The 24601-nt window shown below is 45.4% G+C and carries 25 protein-coding genes; 15 read left to right on the top strand and 10 right to left on the bottom strand.

Annotated elements, in window-relative coordinates:
- The first annotated feature begins 4 nt into the window (after positions 1-4).
- Positions 5-532, top strand: coding sequence for a phosphatase PAP2 family protein (locus tag QWZ13_RS00565; RefSeq protein ID WP_290279996.1), 528 nt, complete (start codon positions 5-7; stop codon positions 530-532).
- Here QWZ13_RS00565 and QWZ13_RS00560 read toward each other — a convergent pair whose 3' ends face one another.
- Positions 533-2533 carry a PAS domain-containing hybrid sensor histidine kinase/response regulator gene (locus QWZ13_RS00560; protein ID WP_290283222.1) on the bottom strand — a complete coding sequence of 667 codons (2001 nt, stop codon included), beginning with the start codon at positions 2531-2533 and terminating at the stop codon, positions 533-535. It abuts the gene before it with no gap.
- A 175-nt stretch (positions 2534-2708) separates the two neighbouring features.
- Between QWZ13_RS00560 and QWZ13_RS00555 the strand changes: the two genes are divergently transcribed.
- The 4 genes from QWZ13_RS00555 (at position 2709) to QWZ13_RS00540 (ending at position 8597) form a co-directional block, all read left to right on the top strand.
- Positions 2709-3878, top strand: a complete 1170-nt coding sequence (locus tag QWZ13_RS00555) for an isovaleryl-CoA dehydrogenase (RefSeq protein ID WP_290279995.1) — start codon at positions 2709-2711, stop codon at positions 3876-3878.
- Positions 3879-3912: 34 nt separating this feature from the next.
- Positions 3913-5520 (top strand): carboxyl transferase domain-containing protein, encoded by a 1608-nt coding sequence (locus QWZ13_RS00550; protein WP_290279993.1) that lies wholly within the window; start codon positions 3913-3915, stop codon positions 5518-5520.
- Between the two features lie 142 nt (positions 5521-5662).
- Entirely contained in the window at positions 5663-7684 is a 2022-nt protein-coding gene (locus QWZ13_RS00545) for an acetyl/propionyl/methylcrotonyl-CoA carboxylase subunit alpha (protein ID WP_290279992.1), read from the top strand.
- Positions 7685-7700: 16 nt separating this feature from the next.
- Positions 7701-8597 carry a hydroxymethylglutaryl-CoA lyase gene (locus QWZ13_RS00540; RefSeq protein ID WP_290283221.1) on the top strand — a complete coding sequence of 299 codons (897 nt, stop codon included), beginning with the start codon at positions 7701-7703 and terminating at the stop codon, positions 8595-8597.
- A 55-nt stretch (positions 8598-8652) separates the two neighbouring features.
- Here the strand turns inward: QWZ13_RS00540 and hemL are convergent, their stop codons facing one another.
- Positions 8653-9948: a glutamate-1-semialdehyde 2,1-aminomutase gene (hemL, locus tag QWZ13_RS00535; RefSeq protein WP_216000627.1), complete on the bottom strand. Its 1296-nt coding sequence runs from the start codon at positions 9946-9948 to the stop codon at positions 8653-8655.
- A 235-nt stretch (positions 9949-10183) separates the two neighbouring features.
- Between hemL and malT the strand changes: the two genes are divergently transcribed.
- Positions 10184-12883, top strand: a complete 2700-nt coding sequence (malT, locus tag QWZ13_RS00530; RefSeq protein ID WP_290279991.1) for an HTH-type transcriptional regulator MalT — start codon at positions 10184-10186, stop codon at positions 12881-12883.
- Positions 12884-12921: 38 nt separating this feature from the next.
- Here malT and QWZ13_RS00525 read toward each other — a convergent pair whose 3' ends face one another.
- Together QWZ13_RS00525 and QWZ13_RS00520 are read right to left on the bottom strand one after the other, a co-directional pair.
- Positions 12922-13995 (bottom strand): Leu/Phe/Val dehydrogenase, encoded by a 1074-nt coding sequence (locus tag QWZ13_RS00525; protein ID WP_290279990.1) that lies wholly within the window; start codon positions 13993-13995, stop codon positions 12922-12924.
- Complete coding sequence (locus QWZ13_RS00520) at positions 13976-14185, bottom strand: hypothetical protein (protein ID WP_290279989.1); 210 nt, start codon at positions 14183-14185, stop codon at positions 13976-13978. The genes QWZ13_RS00525 and QWZ13_RS00520 overlap by 20 nt, the downstream gene beginning before the upstream one ends.
- 60 nt (positions 14186-14245) lie before the next feature.
- Here QWZ13_RS00520 and QWZ13_RS00515 point away from each other — a divergent pair, with 60 nt between their 5' ends.
- Positions 14246-15463 carry a multidrug effflux MFS transporter gene (locus tag QWZ13_RS00515; protein ID WP_290283220.1) on the top strand — a complete coding sequence of 406 codons (1218 nt, stop codon included), beginning with the start codon at positions 14246-14248 and terminating at the stop codon, positions 15461-15463.
- Positions 15464-15516: 53 nt separating this feature from the next.
- Here QWZ13_RS00515 and QWZ13_RS00510 read toward each other — a convergent pair whose 3' ends face one another.
- Complete coding sequence (locus tag QWZ13_RS00510) at positions 15517-16026, bottom strand: dihydrofolate reductase (RefSeq protein ID WP_290279988.1); 510 nt, start codon at positions 16024-16026, stop codon at positions 15517-15519.
- A 278-nt stretch (positions 16027-16304) separates the two neighbouring features.
- Between QWZ13_RS00510 and QWZ13_RS00505 the strand changes: the two genes are divergently transcribed.
- Together QWZ13_RS00505 and QWZ13_RS00500 are read left to right on the top strand one after the other, a co-directional pair.
- Positions 16305-18446 (top strand): DUF1631 family protein, encoded by a 2142-nt coding sequence (locus QWZ13_RS00505; protein WP_290279987.1) that lies wholly within the window; start codon positions 16305-16307, stop codon positions 18444-18446.
- A gap of 60 nt (positions 18447-18506) precedes the next feature.
- On the top strand, positions 18507-19412 hold the full coding sequence (locus QWZ13_RS00500; RefSeq protein WP_216000621.1) for an aspartoacylase: 906 nt from the start codon (positions 18507-18509) through the stop codon (positions 19410-19412).
- Here QWZ13_RS00500 and QWZ13_RS00495 read toward each other — a convergent pair.
- From QWZ13_RS00495 to QWZ13_RS00475, 5 genes are all read right to left on the bottom strand, one after another.
- Positions 19381-20049: a DUF484 family protein gene (locus QWZ13_RS00495; RefSeq protein ID WP_290283219.1), complete on the bottom strand. Its 669-nt coding sequence runs from the start codon at positions 20047-20049 to the stop codon at positions 19381-19383. The two genes, QWZ13_RS00500 and QWZ13_RS00495, sit on opposite strands and share 32 nt — an antisense overlap.
- Before the next feature lie 5 nt (positions 20050-20054).
- Positions 20055-20879 carry a diaminopimelate epimerase gene (gene dapF, locus QWZ13_RS00490; protein ID WP_216000619.1) on the bottom strand — a complete coding sequence of 275 codons (825 nt, stop codon included), beginning with the start codon at positions 20877-20879 and terminating at the stop codon, positions 20055-20057.
- A 7-nt stretch (positions 20880-20886) separates the two neighbouring features.
- Positions 20887-22137 (bottom strand): diaminopimelate decarboxylase, encoded by a 1251-nt coding sequence (gene lysA / locus QWZ13_RS00485; RefSeq protein WP_290279986.1) that lies wholly within the window; start codon positions 22135-22137, stop codon positions 20887-20889.
- Positions 22138-22157: 20 nt separating this feature from the next.
- Positions 22158-22274, bottom strand: coding sequence for an LPS translocon maturation chaperone LptM (lptM, locus tag QWZ13_RS20000; protein WP_216000617.1), 117 nt, complete (start codon positions 22272-22274; stop codon positions 22158-22160).
- Positions 22275-22401: 127 nt separating this feature from the next.
- On the bottom strand, positions 22402-22533 hold the full coding sequence (locus tag QWZ13_RS00475) for a hypothetical protein (RefSeq protein ID WP_290279985.1): 132 nt from the start codon (positions 22531-22533) through the stop codon (positions 22402-22404).
- Positions 22534-22535: 2 nt separating this feature from the next.
- Between QWZ13_RS00475 and QWZ13_RS00470 the strand changes: the two genes are divergently transcribed.
- Genes QWZ13_RS00470 through QWZ13_RS00445 form a run of 6 tightly spaced genes read left to right on the top strand, consistent with a single transcriptional unit; the run spans position 22536 to position 24462 of the window.
- Positions 22536-22700 (top strand): hypothetical protein, encoded by a 165-nt coding sequence (locus QWZ13_RS00470; RefSeq protein WP_290279984.1) that lies wholly within the window; start codon positions 22536-22538, stop codon positions 22698-22700.
- Between the two features lie 23 nt (positions 22701-22723).
- Positions 22724-22939 carry a hypothetical protein gene (locus QWZ13_RS00465; RefSeq protein WP_290279983.1) on the top strand — a complete coding sequence of 72 codons (216 nt, stop codon included), beginning with the start codon at positions 22724-22726 and terminating at the stop codon, positions 22937-22939.
- 39 nt (positions 22940-22978) lie between these two features.
- Positions 22979-23143 carry a hypothetical protein gene (locus tag QWZ13_RS00460; RefSeq protein ID WP_290279982.1) on the top strand — a complete coding sequence of 55 codons (165 nt, stop codon included), beginning with the start codon at positions 22979-22981 and terminating at the stop codon, positions 23141-23143.
- Positions 23109-24209 carry an IS110 family RNA-guided transposase gene (locus tag QWZ13_RS00455; protein WP_290279981.1) on the top strand — a complete coding sequence of 367 codons (1101 nt, stop codon included), beginning with the start codon at positions 23109-23111 and terminating at the stop codon, positions 24207-24209. The genes QWZ13_RS00460 and QWZ13_RS00455 overlap by 35 nt, the downstream gene beginning before the upstream one ends.
- A complete protein-coding gene (locus tag QWZ13_RS00450; RefSeq protein ID WP_290279980.1) occupies positions 24187-24315 on the top strand; it encodes a hypothetical protein in 129 nt (42 codons plus the stop codon). The genes QWZ13_RS00455 and QWZ13_RS00450 overlap by 23 nt, the downstream gene beginning before the upstream one ends.
- A gap of 15 nt (positions 24316-24330) precedes the next feature.
- On the top strand, positions 24331-24462 hold the full coding sequence (locus QWZ13_RS00445) for a hypothetical protein (RefSeq protein WP_290279979.1): 132 nt from the start codon (positions 24331-24333) through the stop codon (positions 24460-24462).
- Positions 24463-24601: the final 139 nt, after the last annotated feature.

Genomic DNA, 24601 nt, shown 5'->3' with positions numbered 1-24601 from the left:
TTTGATGAAAAAAATAGTATCAATTTTAATGGCCAGTATGGTGTTGTTGCATTCACAGGCTCACGCCGATGAAATAGAAACAGCCGGTGACATTGTTCAGCTCGCACTTCCTTTAACGGCCTTAGTGGCAACTTATACGCTCGATGACCCTGAAGGTCGCAAGCAATTCTTATGGTCTTTTGGCAGTACATTTGCGGTTACTCATATTTTAAAAAGGACCGTGAATAAAGAGCGCCCCGATGGATCAAATACGTTAAGTTTTCCTAGTGGGCACACCAGTTCGGCTATGTCTGGCGCGGCATTTTTGCAAAAGCGCTATGGCTGGGATGTTGGCTTGCCGGCTTATTTAGCCGCTGGTTTTGTCGGCTATAGTCGAGTGCACGCGCAAAAGCACGATTGGGTAGACGTCAGTGCGGGTGCTTTGTTGGCAATTGGCATGAACGAGTGGTTCGTTTCTGAACGCTTAGATTTAGAAGTTGGCCTTATGCCGAGCCAAGATGGTTGGCACTTTAAACTTGCACTGGCTTTTTAATTAACCTTCTTTGACTAAAGGTTGTTCTTGCTTGCTTGGAAAATGTTTGCTCAGAAGTGCAGTTAAACGTTGACTGTTTACGGGCTTGGATAAGTAATCGACCATGCCCGCCTCGAAGCAGGCGTTCACAAACTCTGTGCCAACATGAGCTGATAACCCGACGATGATGGTTGGCTGTATTTTGAGAATTTCAATCGCGGCTTCTGGTCCGCTTAACACAGGCATTTCGTAATCCATTAGAATCAAGTCATAGGCTTTTGATTTACATTGAGCAATGCTTTCAGACCCGTCAATACAGCTGTCGGCTTTGATTCCCAATCGTTTCAATAGACCCTTGATAACCATCAAGTTGGTTTCTACGTCATCGACCACCAAAACAGATAATTCTCGGAACTCATTCGGTATCTGGTCATGCGTTGAAGCTGCTGCAAGCGCTGTAGATTTTGGCGACTTAGACCATAGATCTTGTAAAATATAGGGCTTAGAGCAGTAACGGTCGATAAAGGGTAAGTCGCTGCAATCGCCGACGTATTTTTCATAGCCGATTAACGTTGTGAAGGCAGATTCAGACTGCTCTTTTACCCACTTTAATAAATCCGGGCCATGACCATTTCGTGCTCGCTGCTCGACAATAACTTGGTCGAACTGTTGTTGAGCAAACAATTGTTTGAATGCTTCGGCATCACGCGCAAAAGTAACGTTGGGCGCATTTGGGTCTAGAGTCCATAGTTGCGCGAGTTCATCGAACCGACTGCAAACTAATATATTGCCTTTGTTGCTTGTCTTTATTGCTTTTGATGGCTCTTTAATTGGCAGTTCAAACCAAAATGTAGAGCCTTGGCCATATACGCTGTCTACGCCAACCTTACCTTGCCATAACTCAACGATGTTTTTGATAATCGTAAGCCCTAAACCTGAGCCTCCAAATCGATTGCTGATGTCTTCTGCGCCTTGCTCGAATCGTTCAAATAACTTTGTAAGGTGCTTCTCTTGGATACCGCTTCCTGTATCTTTCACTTCCACTCGCATGGTTTGTTGATCGGCCAAGCTGATGGTTAGTAAAATGGATCCTTCTTGCGTAAATTTGAACGCATTGCCAAGTAAATTTAACAGGGCTTGTTGTAGGCGAATTGAATCGCCCGTTAATGTGTTGGGAAGCCTTGAATCTAAGTGCGCTGCTAAGAAAATATTTTTGCTGTCGCTTTCTTGGGTATATACAGACAAGCACTGAGTGACCGCTTCTTTCAAATCAAACGGTTTCATCTCTAGGTGTAGCTTGCCAGCCTCCATTTTACTTAAGTCTAAAATATCATTCACAATGCGCATTAGGACATTGCCGCTGTTTTTAAGCGTACTTAAGTAGCTTCGTTGGACAGAGTTGAGCGATTGCTCATCAAGTAATTCGATAAGCCCTATAATAGCGTTCATCGGTGTGCGTATTTCATGGCTCATATTGGCTAAAAATTGTGTTTTGGCCAGCATGCCCGAAACTGCACGTTGACGTTCACGTAGCAATGCTTGCTCATAGCGCTTTTGATTGGTGAGGTCGAAGTGAAAGCCAAAAGATTCAATGATGCTTCCTTCGTGATCCCTTCTTAAATAGCCAGTACCGCCTACCCAACGAATCTCACCTGAAGGTAAGCAAATTCGATATTCATGAGACATGATTTGGGTGTCTTTATCACTGAGTAATTGAATGGCGCCATCTATGACGCGTTCGCGATCTTCTTCAAATACCCGTGATTCCCAAAACCCTGGTGGAATGGGGTCAGGCAGATCAGGAAAGCCAAAAATCTCTTTCGACCGTGCATCCCAATACGACGCGTCTTTTTGAATGTTGTAGTAAAAGGTGCCCGCACCGATTGTGCGAATGGAGTTTTGGATCAGTTCTATCTCGTCTTCAATGCGACGATGATCTTTAGCGATGCGACGCTGTTTTATATAGGACGCCAACCACCCAATAGAGGAGATAATAGCGATAGCGAGCAAGATTCCATTCATAGTATGCAATAACGAATCATTTTGAATATCTGTCCAGTATAGTCGCTCCAGCGCAAGATACTATCATTAATATTTATCAAAGCATCACTTTACGTTAACGTAAAGGTTAAGTACTATCCAAACCAAATAAAAAACAATCCATCGAGTTTTTTCGATATTTGGCTGGAGAACACACATGAATACCCATTACGCCACCTTAAACTTTGACCTAGGTTCCGATATCGACATGCTGCGAGATACCGTATATCGGTTTGCTCAAGCAGAGATAGCACCGCGCGCCGAGCAAATAGACATAGAAAATGAATTTCCGGCCGACATGTGGCGTAAGTTTGGTGATATGGGCTTATTGGGCATCACCGTTAAGGAAGAGTATGGCGGTTCGGATATGGGCTACTTAGCGCATACGGTCGCAATGGAAGAAATTTCACGAGCGTCGGCTTCGGTAGCGCTCTCTTATGGTGCCCATTCGAATCTATGTGTGAATCAGATCCATAAAAACGGTTCGCACGAGCAAAAGTTAAAATACCTGCCTAAATTATGTTCCGGTGAACACGTGGGTGCTTTGGCGATGTCTGAGCCTGGTGCCGGCAGCGATGTTGTGAGCATGAAACTCAAAGCCGAAAAACAAGGCGATAAGTTCATTCTCAATGGTAACAAAATGTGGATCACCAATGGTCCAGATGCTGACACCTATGTGGTTTACGCTAAAACCGATATAAACGCCGGCTCTAAAGGCATTACTGCTTTTATTATTGAACGTGGATTTAAAGGGTTCAGCCAAGCGCAGAAGCTCGACAAGCTCGGCATGCGTGGTTCGAATACCTGTGAGTTAGTGTTCCAAGACTGTGAAGTCCCCGTTGAAAATATTTTGGGCGAAGAAGGCAAAGGCGTCAAAGTGTTGATGAGTGGTCTTGACTATGAGCGAACCATCTTATCCGGTGGGCCGGTAGGTATTATGCAAGCTTGCTTAGATATTGTTGTACCTTATATTCATGATCGCAAGCAATTTGATCAATCGATAGGCGAGTTTCAGTTAGTGCAGGGCAAAGTGGCTGATATGTACGCTGAACTGAACGCGTCACGAGCCTACCTATACGCCGTTGCCAAGGCATGCGACCGAGGTGAATCGAGTCGAAAAGATGCCGCCGCCGTTATTTTGTATACCGCAGAACGAGCCACGCAAAAAGCACTCGATGCGATTCAGTTGTTAGGTGGCAATGGCTACATCAATGAATTCCCTGCCGGTCGTTTATTGCGTGACGCTAAGTTATATGAAATTGGTGCGGGAACCAGTGAGATCCGCCGAATGTTAATAGGTCGAGAATTATTTAACGAAACCAAGTAATCATTGAAGTCGGGCACAAACTAAAGGTATCGCTATGGGCATTTTTAAAAGCCAAATAAATACTCGAACAGACGAGTTTGCCGCTAACGCTGAACATATGACAGCGCAAGTTAAAGACTTGGAAGCGACTATTGAAATCATCAAGCAAGGCGGCGGTGAAAAAGCCAATGCGCGGCATTTATCGCGTGGTAAATTACTTCCTCGTGAGCGAATATATGCCCTGATAGACGAAGGCTCACCATTTCTAGAGTTATCGCAACTCGCCGCTTGGGAAGTGTACGGTGAAAATGTTCATGCAGCAGGTGTCATCAGTGGTATTGGTCGAGTTAATGGCCAAGAATGTATGATCGTCGCTAATGATGCGACGGTGAAAGGGGGTACTTATTATCCGCTGACCGCGAAAAAGCATTTGCGTGCGCAATCAATTGCTCAGGAAAACAACTTACCGTGCATTTATTTGGTCGATTCTGGAGGTGCTAACTTACCACGCCAAGACGAAGTGTTTCCGGATCGCGATCACTTTGGTCGAATATTCTTTAATCAAGCCAATATGTCGGCGCAAAATATTCCTCAGATCGCTGTTGTTATGGGTTCTTGTACTGCTGGTGGTGCTTATGTGCCCGCCATGGCCGATGAATCAATCATTGTTAAAGAGCAAGGCACTATTTTTCTGGCCGGTCCACCATTGGTTCAAGCTGCTACTGGCGAAGTCGTCAGTGCTGAAGAGTTAGGTGGTGCCGATGTTCATGCGCGGACATCTGGCGTCGTTGATCACATTGCACAAAACGATCATCACGCCCTGCAGTTAGCACGCGATGCCATTGCACGATTAAACCGTGTTAAGAAAGTAGATTTAGCGATCAGGGAACCTAAAGAGCCACTTTACGACAGTAAAGAAATCTACGGCATAATTCCGAAAGATTCGCGGCAGCCATACGACGTCCGTGAAGTCATTGCGCGCATTGTTGATGGCTCGGTATTTGATGAATTTAAAGCGCTTTATGGCACCACCTTAGTGTGTGGCTTTGCCAATATATACGGCTACCCAGTGGGCATCATTGCGAATAACGGAATTTTATTCAGTGAGTCAGCACAAAAGGGCGCGCATTTTATTGAGCTGTGCGCGCAACGAAAAATCCCATTAGTATTTTTACAAAACATCACCGGCTTTATGGTCGGCAAGCAATATGAAAATAATGGTATTGCAAAGCATGGTGCAAAAATGGTGACCGCTGTTGCAACAGCACAAGTACCTAAATTTACCGTGCTCATTGGCGGTTCTTTTGGCGCAGGTAACTACGGTATGTGTGGTCGTGCTTACGACCCTCGATTCTTATTTATGTGGCCCAATGCTCGAATATCTGTCATGGGAGGGGAGCAAGCCGCAGGTGTCCTTGCCCAAGTGAAGCGCGATCAAAAATCTAAACTGGGTGAAACCTGGAGCGCAGAAGAAGAAGCTGAATTTAAGCAGCCAATTATAGATACCTACGAAAAGCAGGGACACCCATACTATGCCTCGGCTCGACTGTGGGATGACGGCGTAATAGACCCTGCAGACACACGACGTGTTTTGGGTCTGAGCATTTCAGCCAGCCTTAATCAAGAAATTAAAGACACCAAGTTTGGATTGTTCCGAATGTAGTTGAACGTTTTAACGTGGGAATAATTTAAGTTTTAGCTACAGATTTTAGATGGGTTGGAAAGAGCACTATATCGCTTAGTATAACGATATGAACTTAAACAAAGTGCTTTCAACTGGTCGTTAAAAATAAGAAGGAAAGGCGATGTTTGATAAAATTCTAATAGCGAATCGAGGCGAAATTGCGTGCCGAGTGATTCGCACCGCTCGAAAAATGGGTGTTCGCACCGTGGCTGTTTACAGCGATGCCGACCAAAATGCTTTGCATGTATCGCTCGCCGACGAAGCTGTGCACATTGGCGGTTCTGCCTCTCGCGATTCCTATCTGTGTGTTGATAAAGTAATTAACGCAGCGCTTAAAACCGGTGCACAAGCCATTCACCCAGGTTATGGATTTTTATCTGAAAACGCCGCCTTTTGTGATGCCTGTGCTCAGCACAATATAACCTTTATCGGACCACCAAAATCCGCAATTGAAGCCATGGGGTCTAAGTCGGCGGCCAAACAAATTATGGGTGATGCCGGTGTTCCGTTAGTGCCAGGTTATCATGGTGAAGATCAAGACCCGCAAGTGTTACGAAACGCTTCTAATGACATGGGTTACCCCGTGCTGTTAAAAGCCACCGCCGGTGGTGGTGGCAAAGGCATGCGCCAAGTATGGTCGGAATCGGAATTTGATGAAGCCTTGGCCGCAGCGAAGCGTGAATCTTTAAACGCTTTTGGTGATGACACCATGTTGGTTGAAAAGTATTTAACCCAGCCTCGCCATGTCGAAATTCAAGTATTTTGTGATCAACATAAAAACGCCGTTTATCTTTTTGAGCGTGACTGTTCTGTTCAGCGTCGACATCAAAAAATTATTGAAGAAGCACCTGCACCTGGCATGACTGAAGCATTGCGAAGCGCGATGGGTGAAGCCGCTATTCAAGCAGCGCAAGCAATTGACTACGAAGGTGCAGGCACTGTTGAGTTTCTGCTCGATGAAGATGGGTCGTTTTATTTTATGGAGATGAATACTCGTCTTCAGGTGGAGCACCCAGTTACCGAAATGATCTCGGGGCAAGATTTAGTTGAGTGGCAGTTACGTGTGGCGTCAGGTGAGCCTTTGCCTTGTCAACAAAAAGATCTCACAATTAACGGTCATGCCTTCGAAGCTAGAATTTACGCCGAAGACCCTAGCAACGATTTTCTACCAGTATCCGGTCGTATTGCCTATTTAAACCCGCCGAAAGAATCTGAGTATGTCCGTATTGATACGGGTGTCGTGGCAGGCGATGAAGTCAGTGTGTTTTACGATCCAATGATCGCTAAATTGGTGGTGTGGGATGAAGATCGAGATCGCGCGTTAAGCCGTTTAACCAAAGCATTGCGTGAGTATCAATTGGCTGGTATGACCACCAACATAGGTTTTTTGCACGATCTTGCTGCGTGTAAGCCATTTAGAGCGGCTGAACTCGATACCGGGTTCATTGAAAAGCATCATGCGCTAATTTTCAGACCAATGCCCGAGTTGAGCACATTTGATTTGGCGTTAGCGGGATTGTATTTGGTACTCAGCCAGCAACAACAAAATGAACAACACAGATTAAACCGTGGTGATGCAACTTCTCCTTGGCATGATACGAGTGCCTGGCGCTCTGGCGAACCAAATCAGCAAAGTTTTCATCTGCAGGTTGAAGAAACTGAGCATCGTGTGGTCGTTATTCACGATTCCAGTGAAAGTGGTTTTTATCAATTGCTTGTTAATGATCAGGTGCTGAAAGCCCAAGGTCAGCTCAACAATCATGAGATGGCCGTTAACATTGATGGTGTTCAGTTAACCGCGCATGTGGCACAACACGATGAGTTTTACAGTGTATATCGTTCAAACCAAGTTCATGCAGATAGCACGATGCAGTTTAAAGTTGCAACGCCCGATTTAGGCATCGACGATGCACACGGCGCTGCAGGGAGTTTAACCGCCCCTATGAATGGCACCATGGTGGCCTTGTTGGTCGAACCCGGTCAATCGGTTAAGAAAGGAGATGCTTTGTTGGTCATGGAAGCCATGAAGATGGAGCATACTGTGAAAGCGCCGGCCGATGGTCAAGTGGACACCTTCTTTTATAAAGCCGGAGAATTAGTTGAAGGTGGCTCAGAATTACTGGCCTTTAATGTTTCAGAATAGAAAGGACATTTACTCGATGAGTTACCCGCAAAAAGTGAGAATCGTTGAGGTTGGTGCACGCGATGGATTGCAAAACGAAAAACAACCCATTAATGTCGCTACTAAACTTTCGTTGATTCATCAATTAGTCGATGCCGGTATTGTTCACATAGAAGCCGGCAGTTTTGTGAATCCGAAATGGGTGCCGCAGATGGCCGGCAGTGCCGATGTGTTTAATGGCTTGCAGCGACAACGTGGTGTCACTTATTCGGCACTGACGCCCAACATGAAAGGCTTTGAAGCCGCATTAGCCGCAGGGGCATCTGAAGTGGCCATTTTTGGTGCGGCATCCGAAAGCTTCAGTCAAAAAAATATTAATTGCAGTATCGCAGAGAGTATAGTGCGCTTTAAACCGGTCATGGAAGCTGCGCAGAAAGCAAATATCCCTGTGAGAGGCTATGTATCTTGCATAGCAGGTTGCCCATACGAGGGCGATATTTCTATCGATAAAGTAGCTGAAGTAGCACATACTTTATTCGACATGGGTTGCTATGAAATTTCCTTGGGCGACACCATTGGAGTAGGAACACCCGCAGTGATAAGGCGTATTATAGCGGCCACGCAACAACAGGTACCGATTGAGAAACTGGCCGTTCATTTTCACGATACTTATGGCCAAGCCTTAGCAAATATATATGCAGCTTTGGAGTTAGGTGTTTCGGTGATAGATAGTTCAGTTGCAGGATTAGGTGGGTGCCCATATGCGCAAGGGGCATCGGGTAATGTCGCCACAGAAGATGTGGTTTATATGCTCAATGGTTTAGGCATCGATCACGGCATTGATTTAGACAAGCTAATACAAGCCGGAACGTCTATATGCCAACATTTAGGTCGCAGCAGTGGTTCTAAAGTAGCTATTGCTTGCCAAGGTTAATGGCCTGGTAAAAATAAGCCGCCTAGTGATTGTACTAAGCGGCTTTAGTTATCGCTTATTGAGCCGCCATTTTAGACAGTACGCGAGTAGCCGCCGCTACAGTGTCATCGATATCTTGCTCACTATGTGACAAAGACATAAAGCCTGCTTCGTAGCTTGAAGGTGCTAAGTAAACCCCTTCTTCTAACATGCCGTGGAAAAACGTATTAAAGGCGTTTGAATCACATTTAGAGGTTTCGGCAAAACTTGAAACCGACGTTTGATCGGTAAAGAATAACCCGAACATACTGCCGACTTGATTCGATGTCATCGCAATGCCCGCATCCTTAGCCGCATTTGTAATGCCCGATACTAACGCCGTGGTCCGTTCGGTTAATTGCTCGTATACGCCAGGTTTAGAAATTTCATCTAACACCGCCAAACCCGCCGCCATGGCAACAGGGTTGCCCGATAATGTGCCTGCTTGATAGACAGGACCGGTGGGTGCTAGGCTGTCCATAATGTCTGCGCGTCCACCAAATGCGGCCACTGGCATACCACCACCTATAACTTTACCTAAGGTTGTTAAATCAGCCTTCACACCGTAATGAGCTTGAGCGCCGCCTAAAGCGACACGAAACCCACACATGACTTCATCAAAAATTAAAATTGCACCGGATTCATCGCACACACTTCTAAGTGCTTCTAAAAAACCTTCGCGTGGAGGAATACAGTTCATGTTGCCAGCAACCGGCTCTACTATGACGGCGGCTATTTGGTCGCCCAACTCGGCAAAGCATTTTTTCACATCGTCAATGTTATTGTATTCCAATGTAATGGTGTGCTTCGCAACACTGGCCGGAACGCCAGGAGAGGTAGGGACCCCTAGCGTTAATGCGCCAGAGCCGGCTTTAATAAGTAAGCTGTCCGCATGGCCATGGTAGCAACCTTCAAACTTAACCAGTAAATCACGGCCAGTGTGGCCGCGAGCTAAACGAATTGCCGACATGGTGGCTTCGGTCCCTGAGTTAACCATACGCACTTTCTCGATGGTCGGGATAATCTCGCATACTTTCTCAGCCATTTCGACTTCAAGTAGGGTTGGAGCACCAAAAGACATCGCCTTGTCTATTTGTGCGTGAACCGCTTGAGTCACCGGTTCCGCGTTATGACCTAAAATCATTGGCCCCCAAGATAAAACGTAATCGATATACCGTTTACCTTGCGTATCAAACATGTATGCGCCTTTGGCGTGGTCAAAAAAGACCGGTGTACCGCCGACGCCCTTAAAAGCACGAACGGGCGAGTTTACGCCACCAGGAATGTGCTGTTGGGCGCGTTCAAAAAGCTGTTCAGATGTTGGTTGAGTCATTAGGACTCTCCTAAGCCAGAAAATAGATGGCGGCTATTTTGGCGATGTTCGACCCATTGCGCAAATATGTAGGCGAACTATTGAGTCCTTTTCGAGTTAAATAGCCATTTATTATCAATTTTTTACTGATTCAAGTGATTAAATGCTTAAACATTGATCGAGATTGTTTGAAACTCACCTATTCAGGTCTGTATTATGTATCATTCTGTTATTCTAATTAGGCCGTGTGTGATTCATGAGTGAATCGATTTCTTCTCAATATTTAGTTCCATCGAAATTATCGGTGCCGTATTTACCGCCTAACGCGATTCATCGGTCTCGTTTAGACGAAGAGTTTATACGAGCGTGTCAAAAATCTTTGGTGGTGCTTAGCGCGCCTGCTGGGTTTGGTAAAACAACCGCTGTGCTGCACGGTGCTAAAGCGTTGAAAGAACAACAGCCAGACACACGGCTGGCGTGGGTGTCGTTAGATCCTGAAGATACCGATCCCAACTTATTTGCCGCCTATTTTATCTCGGCCATTGCAAAACAAATTCGGTTATCCGAGCAACTCACCCACTCCGGTGTTCACGAAAAGCAAGCGCAATTGAAATCACTTTTTGGGCAACTACTTTTCGAGCTAGATCGATCAAAACAGCCCCTTATAATTGTGTTGGATGACTATCACCTCATTGATAATGAAGAAGTGCATCAGGCGATTGCTTACTTCACAAAACATATCCCAACTAGTGTTACATTAGTATTGACCACTCGTTCAGATCCGCCGGCCAGTATCATGACTTTAAGGCTGCAAGGGTTGGTCGCCGATATAAATGCTGAGACACTGGGCTTTACGATTCCAGAAACGCAGAGTTTTTTCCAACACCTAGGCGGTGGCTTTCAGCTCGCTGAAAATGATGTAAAGCAGTTGCTAGAGCACGTCGAAGGGTGGGCTGTTGGTTTACAGTTAATTGTACTTGGCCTAAAAACTAAGCCATCGTTCGACGAACTCAAAGCTCGGTTAGATCAGAAAGACTTAAACGCTATCGATTATTTTGAGTCAGAAGTGTTCGATGCACTGCCTGAAGACGTAAAGCAATTTATGCTGTCGACCAGTATCGTAAAACGATTTAATGTCGACATAGGTGAAGCACTGACGCAAAACATTAACGTGCATGAAGTGTTAGAATTTTTACAGCGCCAAAATCTATTTATTGTGCAATTCAATGAGCCTCAACAATGGTTCCGCTACCACCATCTTTTGCGTGAATTCCTGCAACATAAGTTGAACACCGCACTCGGAGACGATGTAAAAGCGTTGCACTTTAAAGCCAGTAATGCCTTTTTAACGATGGGCTATATTGTGGGTGCTGTAGACCATGCCATTCGCTCCCAAGATCAAGATCAGATCGTCAGTATATTAGTGAACTACGGCGATGACCTGATCCATAAAGCCCATTATGAATTGGTTAAATCCTGTTTAGTGGCGCTGCCTGATTCGGTTATTGCCAGTAACAGTCAGTTGACGCTGGTTTATTGCTGGGTTGAAGCTATTTCCGGAGACCCAAAGCGGGTGCAACCGATGTTAGACATGGCGGTTTCTCATATCCACGATCAATCGATGGACGCTGAAATTCTTAAGGCCGAATACGAAACGGTTCAATCTCAAGCATTTTATGGGCTGGGTTTGTATCGCCAGGCCGAAGAATCGGCTAAGGCTGCGCTTGAGCTATTCCCAGATAAAAACACTCGCAGACAATCGGCCTTGTTAACTTACGCCAATGTGAAATTCGAACAAGGCGAGTTAGACAGAGCTCTGTCTATTTATGAAGAGAGTGAAGTGCTAAGTCGGCAAGAGGGAAACCACGATGCGGTTTTATGGAGCCTGAATCAACAAGCACAAATTTGGAAGCAACGTTGTGATTTTAGCCATGCGTTGCAGTTAGCAAAAGAAGTTCAAGAATATGCAGCGGCGCATAATGTAAGCAGCGGCTATAACGCATGCTTCTCATTATACTGCCAAGCTGAGCTTGCCTTAGAGGCTTACCACTTGCGCGAAGCTCGTTTAATTATTAATGATGTAAACAGTTACGTGCAAAACTGGGATGAATTTTGGCAGCAGCATTCGTATGGCTGGCTGTTAAAAATGGAAATGCTCAAAGGAAAGCCAACCGTTGCACGAGAGCTGTCTGCTAAGCACGAGCGCATTTTGGCTCGCGAAGATGTGGCCGAACATCTTATTTCCTATTCGATGGAAGTGCAGCTGATGTATTGGTGGCAAAATGAAGAAACCAAGAAGATTGAAACTTGGTTAAAGACGTCACCGGTTATTAAAAAGCCAGTCAGTGCTCGAGATTACTCGATGATGCGAGCTCAACTATACGGGCATATAGCTTGCCATCGATATGAAGAAGCATTGCAGCGTATTGAGCAGATCTACGAACCGCTGCGAGAATACGAAGGGCGACCGTTTCAGTTTGAATTTATAAGGCTCGGTATTTTATTGGTGGCATTATTAAACATTCAAGGTCGAAAAGAAGACGCTGAAAACGAGTTGCTGCTGCTTCTACCGCTCATTCAACAGAATTCAATTGTCGCCAGCATTTTGTATTTACGAAACTGGATCATGCCATTGTTTGAAGACATGGCATTAGAAACCTTGCCAGAAGATCAATCGAAGTTTGTTGAGCAGTTGTTAATTTTATACAAGCAACGCAACACCAGCAGTCGACGAGGTGAAGAAGAGGTTCCGGATGGATTGTTGGCCTTAGGCATTTCGAAAAAGGAGTGGCGTGTGTTGCAGTATATTATCGATGGAAAAAGCAACGACGACATCGCAAATGCAATGTTTATTGCCGTAAGTACTGTTAAAACGCACATTAATAATCTGTACAAAAAATTGAGTGTGGCAAATCGCAAAGAAGCGATAGCGTTAGGAAAGGAACTGGTAACTTAGCGTTAAATTGGGAAGCACGAGTGTGCTCCCCAATTGATTTATGCCAACGTTGGCACGCCTTGATTAAGACGTTCGCGAGCAATGGTATCGGCAAGTAGAGCCGTAGGTATGTTGTCTTTTTCTGAGCGTTCAAAAATTTCAATTAGGGTGTCGTAAATCCCCTCGATGTGTTTATTTACTTTTTCCGCTTCATACAAACCTAAGTGTTCGTAACAAACATCAATTATGCCGCCAGCATTGATAACGTAATCGGGAGCGTAAAGCGTACCGCTTGTGTGCAGCTCTTCACCTGTTTTCAGTGTATCGAGTTGGTTATTTGCGCTCCCGGCAATAATCGTAACGTTGAGTTGCTTTAAGGTTTCTGGATTCACCGTTGCGCCCATTGCACATGGGGCAAAAATATCCATCGGCTGGCTGTAGATGTCATTCAAGCCTACTATTTCAGCGTTCAGCTCTTGTTTGGCTTTTTCTAGCGCCGCTTCATTTAGATCACAAGCGATAATGTGAGCCCCGTCTTGATGTAAAAACTCGGCGAGTCGGTAACCCACATTACCAAGGCCCTGTACTCCGATTCGAAGGCCCGCAATATCGTCACGCTTAAACTTATGTTTTACGGCCGCTTTTATGCCAAGGTAACAACCATAGGCGGTGGCTGGAGAAGGATCACCCGATTTGCTGCCGCCATCGGAAGCAACTTTTTCATGGTAACCGGTAACATGTTCAGTTTGCTGATGAATAACTTTCATGTCTGGTACGGAGGTGCCTGAGTCTTCTGCGGCCACATAAATGCCATTCAAACGTTCTAACGCATTTCCGAATGCTTTCAGTAATGCTTCGCTTTTTAATGTCTTGGGGTTCCCGATAATGACAGATTTTCCACCACCTAAAGGTAATCGAGCCATGGCACTTTTATAGGTCATTCCGCGAGATAACCGAAGCGCGTCGGTCAGCGCATCTTCATCACTGGCGTAATCAAAAAATCGTGTACCGCCTAGGGATGGACCTAGTTGGGTGTTATGAACGGCGATAATGGCCTTGAGTCCTGAGTCTTGGTCAGAGAAATAACAGACTTGTTCGTGGTTATCGAAGTCTTTATGGGTAAAAAAGCTCATTTTTGCTCCTGTGACGGCTCAGGTTATGGGCCGTAGCGTTTTTTGTTGTAGTTTGAAAGCCTTGTGGGCGCAACTCAGGGTCAAAGGTAATCGAACTGGCAAAACAATCTAGTCGTGCGCCTGAAAATGACGCATTTTCACAAACATCTCGCTGTACAGTGAAGTTTCCAATTGATTTTAAGTTGACCATTCGTTTATTTTTTTTGGCGTGGTAAACTGCGCCGCTATTTTTCTAGGGTCCCCCTTGGCCATGCCGTCTCAATCTCAAAAACAACCTCACATTGCTGAGTTCATCATGCTTATCGCGCTGCTGTCTTCCTTGGTCGCGTTAAGCTTAGATATTATGCTACCGGCCTTTAATACGATCGCCGCTGATCTTAATATCCAAGATATTCGCCAGACCCAATGGATCATTACGGCCATTATTGTAGGCATGGCGTTTGGCCAGCTGTTTTTTGGACCTCTTTCAGATGCTTATGGTCGAAAGGGTTCCATATTATTGGGCATAGGGTTGTTTTGTTTCGGTGCGGTTTTATCGATGACAGCGCAGTCTTTTGAGGCCTTGTTGATTGGACGATTTATTCAAGGCATCGGTGTTTCTGGCCCTCGAATTGCAACCATGGCGTTAGTCCGTGATAAGTTTGTTGGCAATGCGATGGCTCGAATTATGTCATTCGTGATGGTTGCCTTTGTTATGGTGCCAATGCTTGCACCACTAGTAGGTCAGGCGATTTTGCTGGCATTCAGCTGGCGTGCCATCTTTGGTTTATTTGTCGTGCTGTCGGTGATTGCAGGGATCTGGCTGGCAATACGTCAACCCGAAACGTTACAGCCGGAAAATCGTAGACCGATGAATGCTAAGTCGATAGGATTTGGCATCAAAATTGTTGTTTCCCACCCAAGAACACTTGGGTTCTCGATGGCGTCAGGGGTAATATTTGGTGGGCTCCTAACCTATGTCGGTTCCGCGCAAGCCATTTTTGAAGGCATTTATGGATTGGGCGATAAGTTTCCATTCTTTTTTGCAGCCTTAGCCTTTGGCATCGGTTCGGCGAGTTACGTAAATGGCCGGCTTGTGATGCGCATCGGTGCACTGAACTTAGCCATTTACGCTCTTATTGGCAAAATGCTCTTAGCGCTTATCTTAGTGGTGTTAGCCATGCTACAGGGAGGCTCCCCCACCTTATGGCAATTCATGCTGCTTGGTTTCATGCTCATGTTTTGCGTGGGGATTTTGTTCGGCAATCTCAGCTCTTTAGCGATGGTACCCCTAGGGAAATTAGCCGGTGTCGGTGCCGCCGTTGTGGGGACGTTGCAAAACATTGTCTCTGTTGTGGTCTCGGTCTCAATTGGCTGGTTCTTTAACGGTACGTTATTGCCCGTTGTTGCTGGTTTCTTTGTTTCCGCAGTACTTGCTTTAGGCTTAGTCTTACTCGTAAAAGATAAATCAGAAGACCAAATAGGCTAATACCTTGGCCATTTAAAGGCAGCTGCTAAACTTTAAATGGCCCATAATTTTACTCAGTGCGTTTGCTTTTCAAACACACAAAACGAATAGTCATAAGGGTTTGGTCCGTCTTTTTCGAAGAACTCCCGCGTGACTTCGTTGTATTGAGTTAAATCGATATCTGGAAAATAAGCATCGCCTTCAACCTGAGCATGTACCAACGTAACATAGAGCCGGTCTGCGCTTGGTAAAGCTAACTTATATATTTCAGCCCCGCCCATTACAATCACCTCGTCTTGCGCGTTAACTAAGCAATTAGCCTCGGCTAATTCAATCGCCGCTTCAAGAGTGTTTACCACCTTTACGCCATCAGCTTGGTAGCTCTGATCCCGAGTAATAACGATATTGGTTCTGTTTGGCAATGGACGCCCGATGCTTTCATAGGTCTTACGGCCCATGATCACCGGCTTTCCTGTGGTAAGCCGTTTAAAATACTTTAAGTCGTTTGGTAAATGCCACGGAAGCTTATTGTCTCTACCGATGACGTTGTTTTCAGACATAGCCCAGATGAGTGAAATTTTCATAGTACGCTCTTTGCAGGTTCAGCCGTATTATAGGTTGAACGGTGTCTAATGATCTAGATCTTCGGCAAAAGATGGGCGTCAAATTAAGTAGAACTGAGTGATGTGTAAAAGAGAGTCAAAAAGTTGGCGAGGTCATCGAAAATGAGTATATTGAAATAGTTGAACACTGATCAAATTGCTAGGGAGTGCACAGATCTGTGATTTGTTTGGCAAACTTACGGTTTAAAAACAACCAATCAGCTAAACTAAGCCCAGTTGTAATAGAGAGCTCTTAAATTATGTCATCTAATAACGCAGCGACAGTGACGTCGTTGGACCAGCATCGCCGCTTCAATCGAGCGCCTGATCATCAGCGTCTTACGAAGCTATCAGACCGTTTTTGCGAACGCATGCCCAATCTAATGACGGCATTTTTTAATCACGCCGATGAGTTTCTTTTTAACACAGCTGAAAAATCGGTCGATGGCTTCGCCGCTAATAAATATTTTGATCAGCTTCGTCAATTGCGCAAGCAAAAAGATAATTTACAGCAACTGATGCTTCATGATGTTCGAAAGTGGGTGACTGAAGGGGCGCCTAAGCATGAAGAAAAAGCCGAAGCGTTAGACGATTTATCCTTAATGGAAGACCAAGAGCTTGAGCGAGATCTTGCTATTTCAAGTTTTGCCAATCGAGTTTATGAACGGGCGGGTAATGAATGGCTGGCTTGGCATGAACGCATGTTAGCGGTAACGTGCGCAAAAAAACTACACAATAAAGAAACGCCTTTCACGCCCTATGTTTTTGGCGATATCGTTTTTAAGCAACTTGAGTCACTTGAATTCCCGACAAAAACCACTCTGATGCTGTTTCGCCTGTTCGATGATAAAGCCGTAAACGAATTGACCGATTTTTACCAAAGCAGCAACCATTGGTTAATTGAAGAAGGCATCTTACCCAACTTAAAATTAGAAAATGCGAGGCGCGAAACACCCAGCTCCATTGATACATCGGATTTATCTAAAGTCGCGGCTCTGTTGTCGGAGCAACAAGTGTCGGGCCAGCCTAACTTAACAACAGGCCAAGGTGGTTTTACGCCAGGACCCATGGCCAACGCCGGCGGGGTTACCATAGACCCTGCATTGCTAACTAATTTATTAAGTTCATTCACATTGCTACAGCAAAATGCAGCCCCGGCCGCAACCAATATGGATGAGTTGAAGCAGTGGACCAGTGCTCAGGTTCAACAAGTTTCACAATCGGTGCAAGGCACGCAAGAAAGCGGCACGATTTCCTTAGTTGCCATGCTGTTCGAATACATTCTTGATGATGATCAGCTTTCTCCATACATGAAGCAATTATTAGCACGCATGCAAATACCCATAATTAAGGTAGCGTTGCTGGATAAATCATTTTTCCAACAATCTGAACATGCCGCGCGACAGTTACTGAATAAAATGGCCAAAGCGGCCAACGGTTGGCATAAGCAAGACAATGTCGAAGGCGATGCATTGCTTACCGGAATGGAACACATTGTTGATCAACTGAACCATGATTTAGACGATAACATCGAAATATTCTCGACCTTGTTAGAGCAATTTACTGAATTGCATGAGAGCTATCGCGCTAATTCAGAAACGAAAGTACGTGAGCTTGAGCAAGTCGAAATTGCCACCGTAGAAGCTCACGTAGCCTTAGACCGTACGCGAGTGTTTATTGACACTCTAATGGCCGATCAAGGTTTGCCAGAAGACATAGAGTTGTTGTTGGGAGAAAAATGGTATCGTTTAATGGCGGCTATTTTTAAAAAGCAGGGCGAATGTCAGGCTTGGAAGACCAGTGCCAGAATTGCCCGTGAACTGGTTTGGAGTTTTCAACCCAGTGTGCAAATGACGCACGGCAAACGCTTTACAACGATCGTGCCCAAAATGCTTTCGGGCCTTCAAGACGGTCTTAAAAGTATTGGATTATCAGATGCTGAGCGGCAGTCCATCATTACGTCTATTCAAGATCAGCACGCCATTAATAGCGGCGCATTGGATGAGAATATTTGGGATGCACAAGCCAAATTAGATAACTTTGAAGAAGCCGCAGAAGAGGCCGAAAGAGTTATTGAGGCCGAAATACCCTTGCCGGTCGACGAACCTGTTCAAGAGCTTCGCCAGGCTGATTTAAGTTATTATTTAGATCAAGTTGAATCTTTAGCTCTGCAGCAATGGTTCGATATTGAATTACAGCCAGGCGAAGTTAAGCGAGGTGAACTCAGTCTAATTGTCGGAGAAGGAGCGAAATACATTTTTACCGACAGCCAAGGAGAAAAAATTGTCGAAAGATCAGCGATTGGATTAGCGATGGGAATGCGTGATGAAGTCTTTACGCCCATAGCTGAAGACCCATTGTTTGATCGAATGATTGACTCCATTGTGGATGATATTGGCTGACCGAGCTATTCAACATCTGCTAAGCTATGCCGTAAATAAATAGGTTAAAAGGTTTGCGGCATGTCACGAATTAAAAAAGTCGCCATCACAGGTGGTACGCATGGTAATGAACTGACTGGCGTGCATCTGCTAAAACATTGGCGCGAAGCACCTGAAGAAGTTTCTAGAACAAATTTCGCAACAGAACTTCACTTAGCCAATCCGCAAGCCAACAAAGCCAATCGGCGGTACATCGATCAAGATCTCAACCGCCAATTCAAAATTCAAGATCTCAATAACCCCTGTTTAAGTGGCTACGAACATAGCCGTGCAAAAGTTATTAATACGTTGCTGGGGCCTAAAGAAAACCCGCGCGTCGATTTTATTATCGACCTACATACTACCACCGCTAACATGGGCATGACGCTAATTTTTAACACCGATGATCCTTTAGTGGTAGGAATGGCGTTTTATGTTCAAGATAAAATGCCCGAAGCAACGTTGTTTTTTGATCCCGTTGAGCGCCTGGAAGATAGCTTCTTAACGTCTACTGCTCGCTTTAATGGCTTTTTGATAGAGGTAGGCGCAGTGCCTCAAGGTTTGCTGAGAGCCGATGTTTATCAGTCTACTCGTGAAGCAACCAAACATTGCTTGGATTATCTGGAATTAATAAACCAAGGCGAAAGCCCTGTTAAGCCTCAAGTTCGCGAAGGTTATCGGTTTATTGAAAAAGTTAAACTGCCTGAAAACGAGCAGGGTGAGATCACCGCAATGGTGCATCCAAATTTACAAGATCAAGATTACCAGCCCATTAACCCTGGCGATCCCTTGTTTATGAAGCTTGATGGAACAACCATCCCTTACCAAGGCAAAGACAAAGTGTATGGCGCTTTTATAAACGAAGCCGCTTATTATGACGCACATGTTGGATTAAGCTTTATGGAAAAAGTAGAGGTCAGTCTGAAAAACGATCCAGCAAACGACTGATCACATTCGCGAGATGGCTTAAAAATAGGGTATCAGTCCCCGATCGAAAATGAGCATCACTCTTGCTGCCGAGTGCTAAAATCCCCACTTGCCCAGATTTACATTTGATGGCTCCTAGTGCAAGGGAGCCCATTGGGGTTTGGCCAAATAATAAGCTTCGAGTTTCTTCATCAAAGATGCCACAACTACTTTTTTGATCTTTGATAACCGAAGGAAACTGTTTCAATAAGGTGTGCTTATCGCAATGTAACCATAGGTCTCCATCACGGCTGACTTGGTGGCTAAGCACTAGCTGCACATCGTCTACATCAAAGTTTTCAATTAAGCCTTTTTGTAAAATAGCCGCCATTTCATTCAGTTGCTCGCATTCGATTAATTTTAATACTAAGGCTTGCAGCTTTAAAAATAGGCGATCGTTTCTTTGCGCAACATTGATGAATTTATTTAATCGGTCGATCAAATCTCGATTTTCTTGGCGAAAAATATGATTTTGGCGTTCAATTAAGGAGATCGCTTGGCCGCTATCATGCTGTAAATGCAAGCGCTTCAACAACATAGGATGATGTTCAAAAAATGAAGGGTGTTGCTTTAAATAACGAACAATATCTTCTTCGCTAAATTCATCATTATTGATCACTTCGGTCAAACCAACACTCCTTGATATACGGTTGCCACGGGTCCTGTCATTCTAACGTTCCCTTCACCGGACCATTCAATTGTTAAATCGCCACCTGGTAAGGTAACAGTCACCTTGTGTTCAAGCCAGTTATTTATGATACCCGCTACAACCGCTGCACATGCTCCTGTGCCACAGGCCATGGTCTCTCCAACGCCGCGCTCAAATACACGCAATTTTATGTGCGTAGGGGAAACTATTTGCATAAAGCCAACATTGACGCGTTGTGGGAAATCAGAGTGACTTTCCACTGCGGTACCCAGAGCTTCTACTTCTGCGGTGTCTACATCTTCGGTGCGAATGACACAATGAGGGTTACCCATGCCAACAGCACTGATATGCAGCGTTTCACCATTCACTTCAATGGGGTAAAGCGGTGCTTTTTCATCGGCATTGAAAGGTATTTTACTTGGATTTAATCGAGGACGACCCATATCGACGGTTACTTGGCCGTCTTCTTGAACATGAAGTTCTAAATCGCCGCCCGCGGTTTCTACACGAATCGTTGTTGCTTTGATTAATTTGGCGTCTAAAACAAATCGAGCAAAACAACGTGCGCCATTACCGCAGTTTTCGACCTCGGTACCATCGGCGTTGAAAATGCGGTATTTAAAGTCTCGGTCTGGCCGTGTAGGAGGTTCTACTAAGAGCAGTTGGTCGAAGCCAACGCCAAAATGCCGATCAGCCCACTGCTCAATTAATTCAGGAGAAAGTTCAACCTCTTGGGATACGCCATCAACGACCATGAAATCATTGCCGAGTCCGTGCATTTTCGTAAATTTTAAGCGCATGAAATGCTTATTCCCCAAGAGATTCTAACGCCCATAAATCGGACAACTGTTCACGTTGACGTACTACTTTAGCTTCACGGTCGCTGACTAATATTTCAGCAGGGCGACCACGGGTATTATAGTTCGATGCCATTACAAAACTATAGGCGCCTGCCGACATCACCGCAATCAAATCACCTGATTTTAAAGACATTTTACGATTTTTGCCTAAAAAATCACCTGTTTCGCAAATAGGTCCGACAAAATCCCAATACGCTTCTTTGCCATCGCTACGCGGTTGAACAGGTTTAATTTCCATCCAAGCTTGGTACAGGGCGGGGCGTATTAGGTCATTCATGCCGCCATCTATGATTGCGAAATGATGTTCGCCATTGTCTTTTAAGTATTCAACTCGGCTTACTAATACACCTGCGTTCGCTACGATGCTTCTTCCTGGTTCTAAAACTAAGGCTAAATTGCGAGATTTAAGATGGTTGACCAGTTTTTGAATATATTGAGTCACATTAGGTTCAATGTCGTCTTCTGAGTACTTAACGCCGATTCCACCACCCATATCAATGTGCTTGAGGTTAATACCGATGGCCGATAACTCGTCGACCAGCGTTAATAACCGGTCGATAGCGTCTTCAAAGGGCTGGGCTTCTAGTAATTGTGAGCCTATATGGCAATCCATTCCAACCACATTAATATGGCTCATTTGAGCGGCGCGCTGATAAGTTGCTTTTACGGTGCGAATATCAATACCAAATTTGTTTTCACGCAGTCCTGTCGATATATAAGGGTGCGTTTGGGCATCAACATCGGGGTTGACGCGAAATGAGACGGGTGCTTTCACATTTAACTTGGCCGCAACATCATTTAGCCGATCGAGCTCTTCATCCGATTCGACATTAAAGCAGTGAATGCCAAGTTCGAGTGCCCGTTCCATTTCTTTTGCTTGCTTAGCAACACCAGAAAATACAATTTTGCTTGCATCACCGCCGGCTGCAATTACTCGCTCAAGTTCGCCCTGAGAAACAATATCAAAGCCGGCTCCGCGTTTTGCTAAACAGTTTAAAACCGCTAAATTGGAGTTGGCTTTCACGGCAAAACAAATTAACCCATCATGGCCGCCAAGACCTTGTTGATAGGCATCGAATTGTTGCTCGATTGCGCTTTTAGAGTAAACATAAAGCGGTGTACCGTGAGTTTCGGCGAGCTCTGTTAAAGATACGTTTTCGACATACAATTGATCTTGCTGATAAGTAAATGCGGACATCAAGCGGGGGAACCTTTACGTTATTGAACCACGATGGTTACAGGTGAAGTTGCATCTATAGGCAGTACCAACGGACCTTTATTGCCACACGCCACCAATAATAAGGCGAGTAAGCTGAATACTAGGGCTCTTCTCACGGTGCTTCTCTACAAAAAATCTAAAGTGAGTATACCTAAGTTTCAAGGTCGCGCGAACCCCGAAACCTTCAACTTAGTATTGCAATAAAAAGCAAAGCGAAGACGCGATAGCTTAAATGTTTTGACTTTACTTGCAGCTTGCAGCTTGAAACTTGCAGCTAAAACCCCCGCGGCCTAAAACCGGCTTAACCCGCATCGGCAGTGTGTTCCACTTACATGGGTCGCTGTTCGCGCATCCTGCGCCGCTCAACTTCGCCATCCATGACTCAGATGCCCATTCCAGCGAAACCCACCACCAAAGCTAATCATCAGCGCCAAGACAAAGTAAGAGCGCTCGAAGCAAAGCGAAGACGCGATTGTTCTAATGTTGTGAATTTACTTGCAGCTTGCAGCTTGAAACTTGCAGCTAAACCCCCCGCGGCCTAAAACCGGCTTAACCCGCATCGGCAGTGTGTTCCACTTACATGGGTCGCTGTTCGCGCATCCTGCGCCGCTCAACTTCGCCACCCATGGCTCAGATGCCCATTCCAGCGAAACCCACCACCAAAGCTAATCATCAGCGCCAAGACAAAGTAAGAGCGCTCGAAGCAAAGCGAAGACGCGATTGTTCTAATGTTGTGAATTTACTTGCAGCTTGCAGCTTGCAGCTTGAAACTTGCAGCTAAAACCCCCGCGGCCTAAAACCGGCTTAACCCGCATCGGCAGTGTGTTCCACTTACATGGGTCGCTGTTCGCGCATCCTGCGCCGCTCAACTTCGCCATCCATGACTCAGATGTCCATTCCAGCGAAACCCACCACCAAAGCTAATCATCAGCGCCAAGACAAAGTAAGAAATGAGATGGACCCGTCCCACTTGTGCCATGATTAAGTTGCAAAACTCTAATCAGGTACGGCATCCAGCAGGAGGATCCATCATGCAAAATACTAACATTATCGGTCTTGATTTGGCGAAGTCTGTTTTTCAATTGTCTGTGTTAGATCATCGCGGCAATGAGATTAAAAAGAAGCAGCTCAAGCGTGCTCAAGTGTTGCCTTTTCTTGCGAAGCAGCCAACATCTGTCGTCGCTATGGAAGCTTGCAGCGGATCCCATTACTGGGCTAGGCAGTTGGCTAAGCTCGGTCACACCGTTAAAGTTATACACCCTCGTTACGTTAAACCCTTCGTTCAGGTGAACAAAAATGACACCAGGGATGCTCTTGGCATCGCTGAAGCAGCGAGTCGACCAACCATGCCGACCGTTGCTGTAAAAAATGTTGAGCAACAAGATCTTCAGGCGTTGCATCGTGTTCGGGAGCGTATAGTGAAAGAGCGTGTTGCCGTAGGCAATGAGCTCCGAGGTCTGTTGGCTGAATATGGAGTCATTCTTCCTAAGGGTGCAAAAGCTATCCGTGAGCAGGTGTTATTGGTGTTAGAGGATGGAACGAATGAGCTCAGCGTTCGAGGTCGGCGAATGATAGCCGACCTCAGGCAGCAGTGGTTGCAACGCGAACAGCAAGAGCAGCAATACGCCAAAGAAATCGCGCAGATCGCCAACTCAAATGAAACCTGTAAGCGTCTTCAAAGCATACCGGGTATCGGTCCAATCATCTCAACGCTTCTCTACAGTCACATTGGCAAGGCTGCATCGTTTGCCAGTGGTCGTCATGTCAGTGCTTCACTGGGGTTGGTTCCCAGACAGCACTCCAGCGGAGGGAAAGATGTCTTGCTTGGCATTAGTAAACAAGGCAATAAACAGATCCGTAAGATGCTGGTGCATGGCGCGAGGTCGGCTTATAAATCCTTGCAGCGGCAGGAAAAAGACAGTGCTCTAAAGCAATGGGTGATGAAGCACGAAGGGAACAAGCATCCCAATGTCATCATCGTGGCACTCGCGAATAAGCTCGCCAGAATCAGTTGGGCACTGATGAAAAATGGTTCGGTATACCACTCTTAAGTCAAAAGAGAAAAAGAACCAGCAAGGTAAGTTAGAAGTTATAAATCAGATTAACCTAGAGGTTGCGCAGACCCTTAAGACACAAAAGATAAGATCGACTTACTGAACCCTTGAGAGCGCTTTGGCTCAAAGAAGCCGCGTAGGAGATCAGGACAGTAAGAGCACAACTCATAATGGCTCAGGACAGAAGGCGACGGCCGTCCTAAATAAGAAGCCGAATATAAGCGTGCAATCTCAATCTAATGTAAAATAAGTGGCTTGCAACAACGGACGGGTCCATATAAGCGCTCGAAGCAAAGCGAAGACGCGATTGTTCTAGTGTTGTGACTTTACTCGCAGCCCGAAGCCCGAAGCCAATAACCCACCCCAACTTGCAGCAGCACTCCCTTCTC

It is taken from the genome of Reinekea marina (assembly GCF_030409715.1).
GTDB classification, from domain to species: Bacteria; Pseudomonadota; Gammaproteobacteria; order Pseudomonadales; family Natronospirillaceae; genus Reinekea; species Reinekea marina.
Note: the sequence above shows the minus strand (reverse complement) of the source record. Positions and strands in the feature narration are given on the sequence as shown.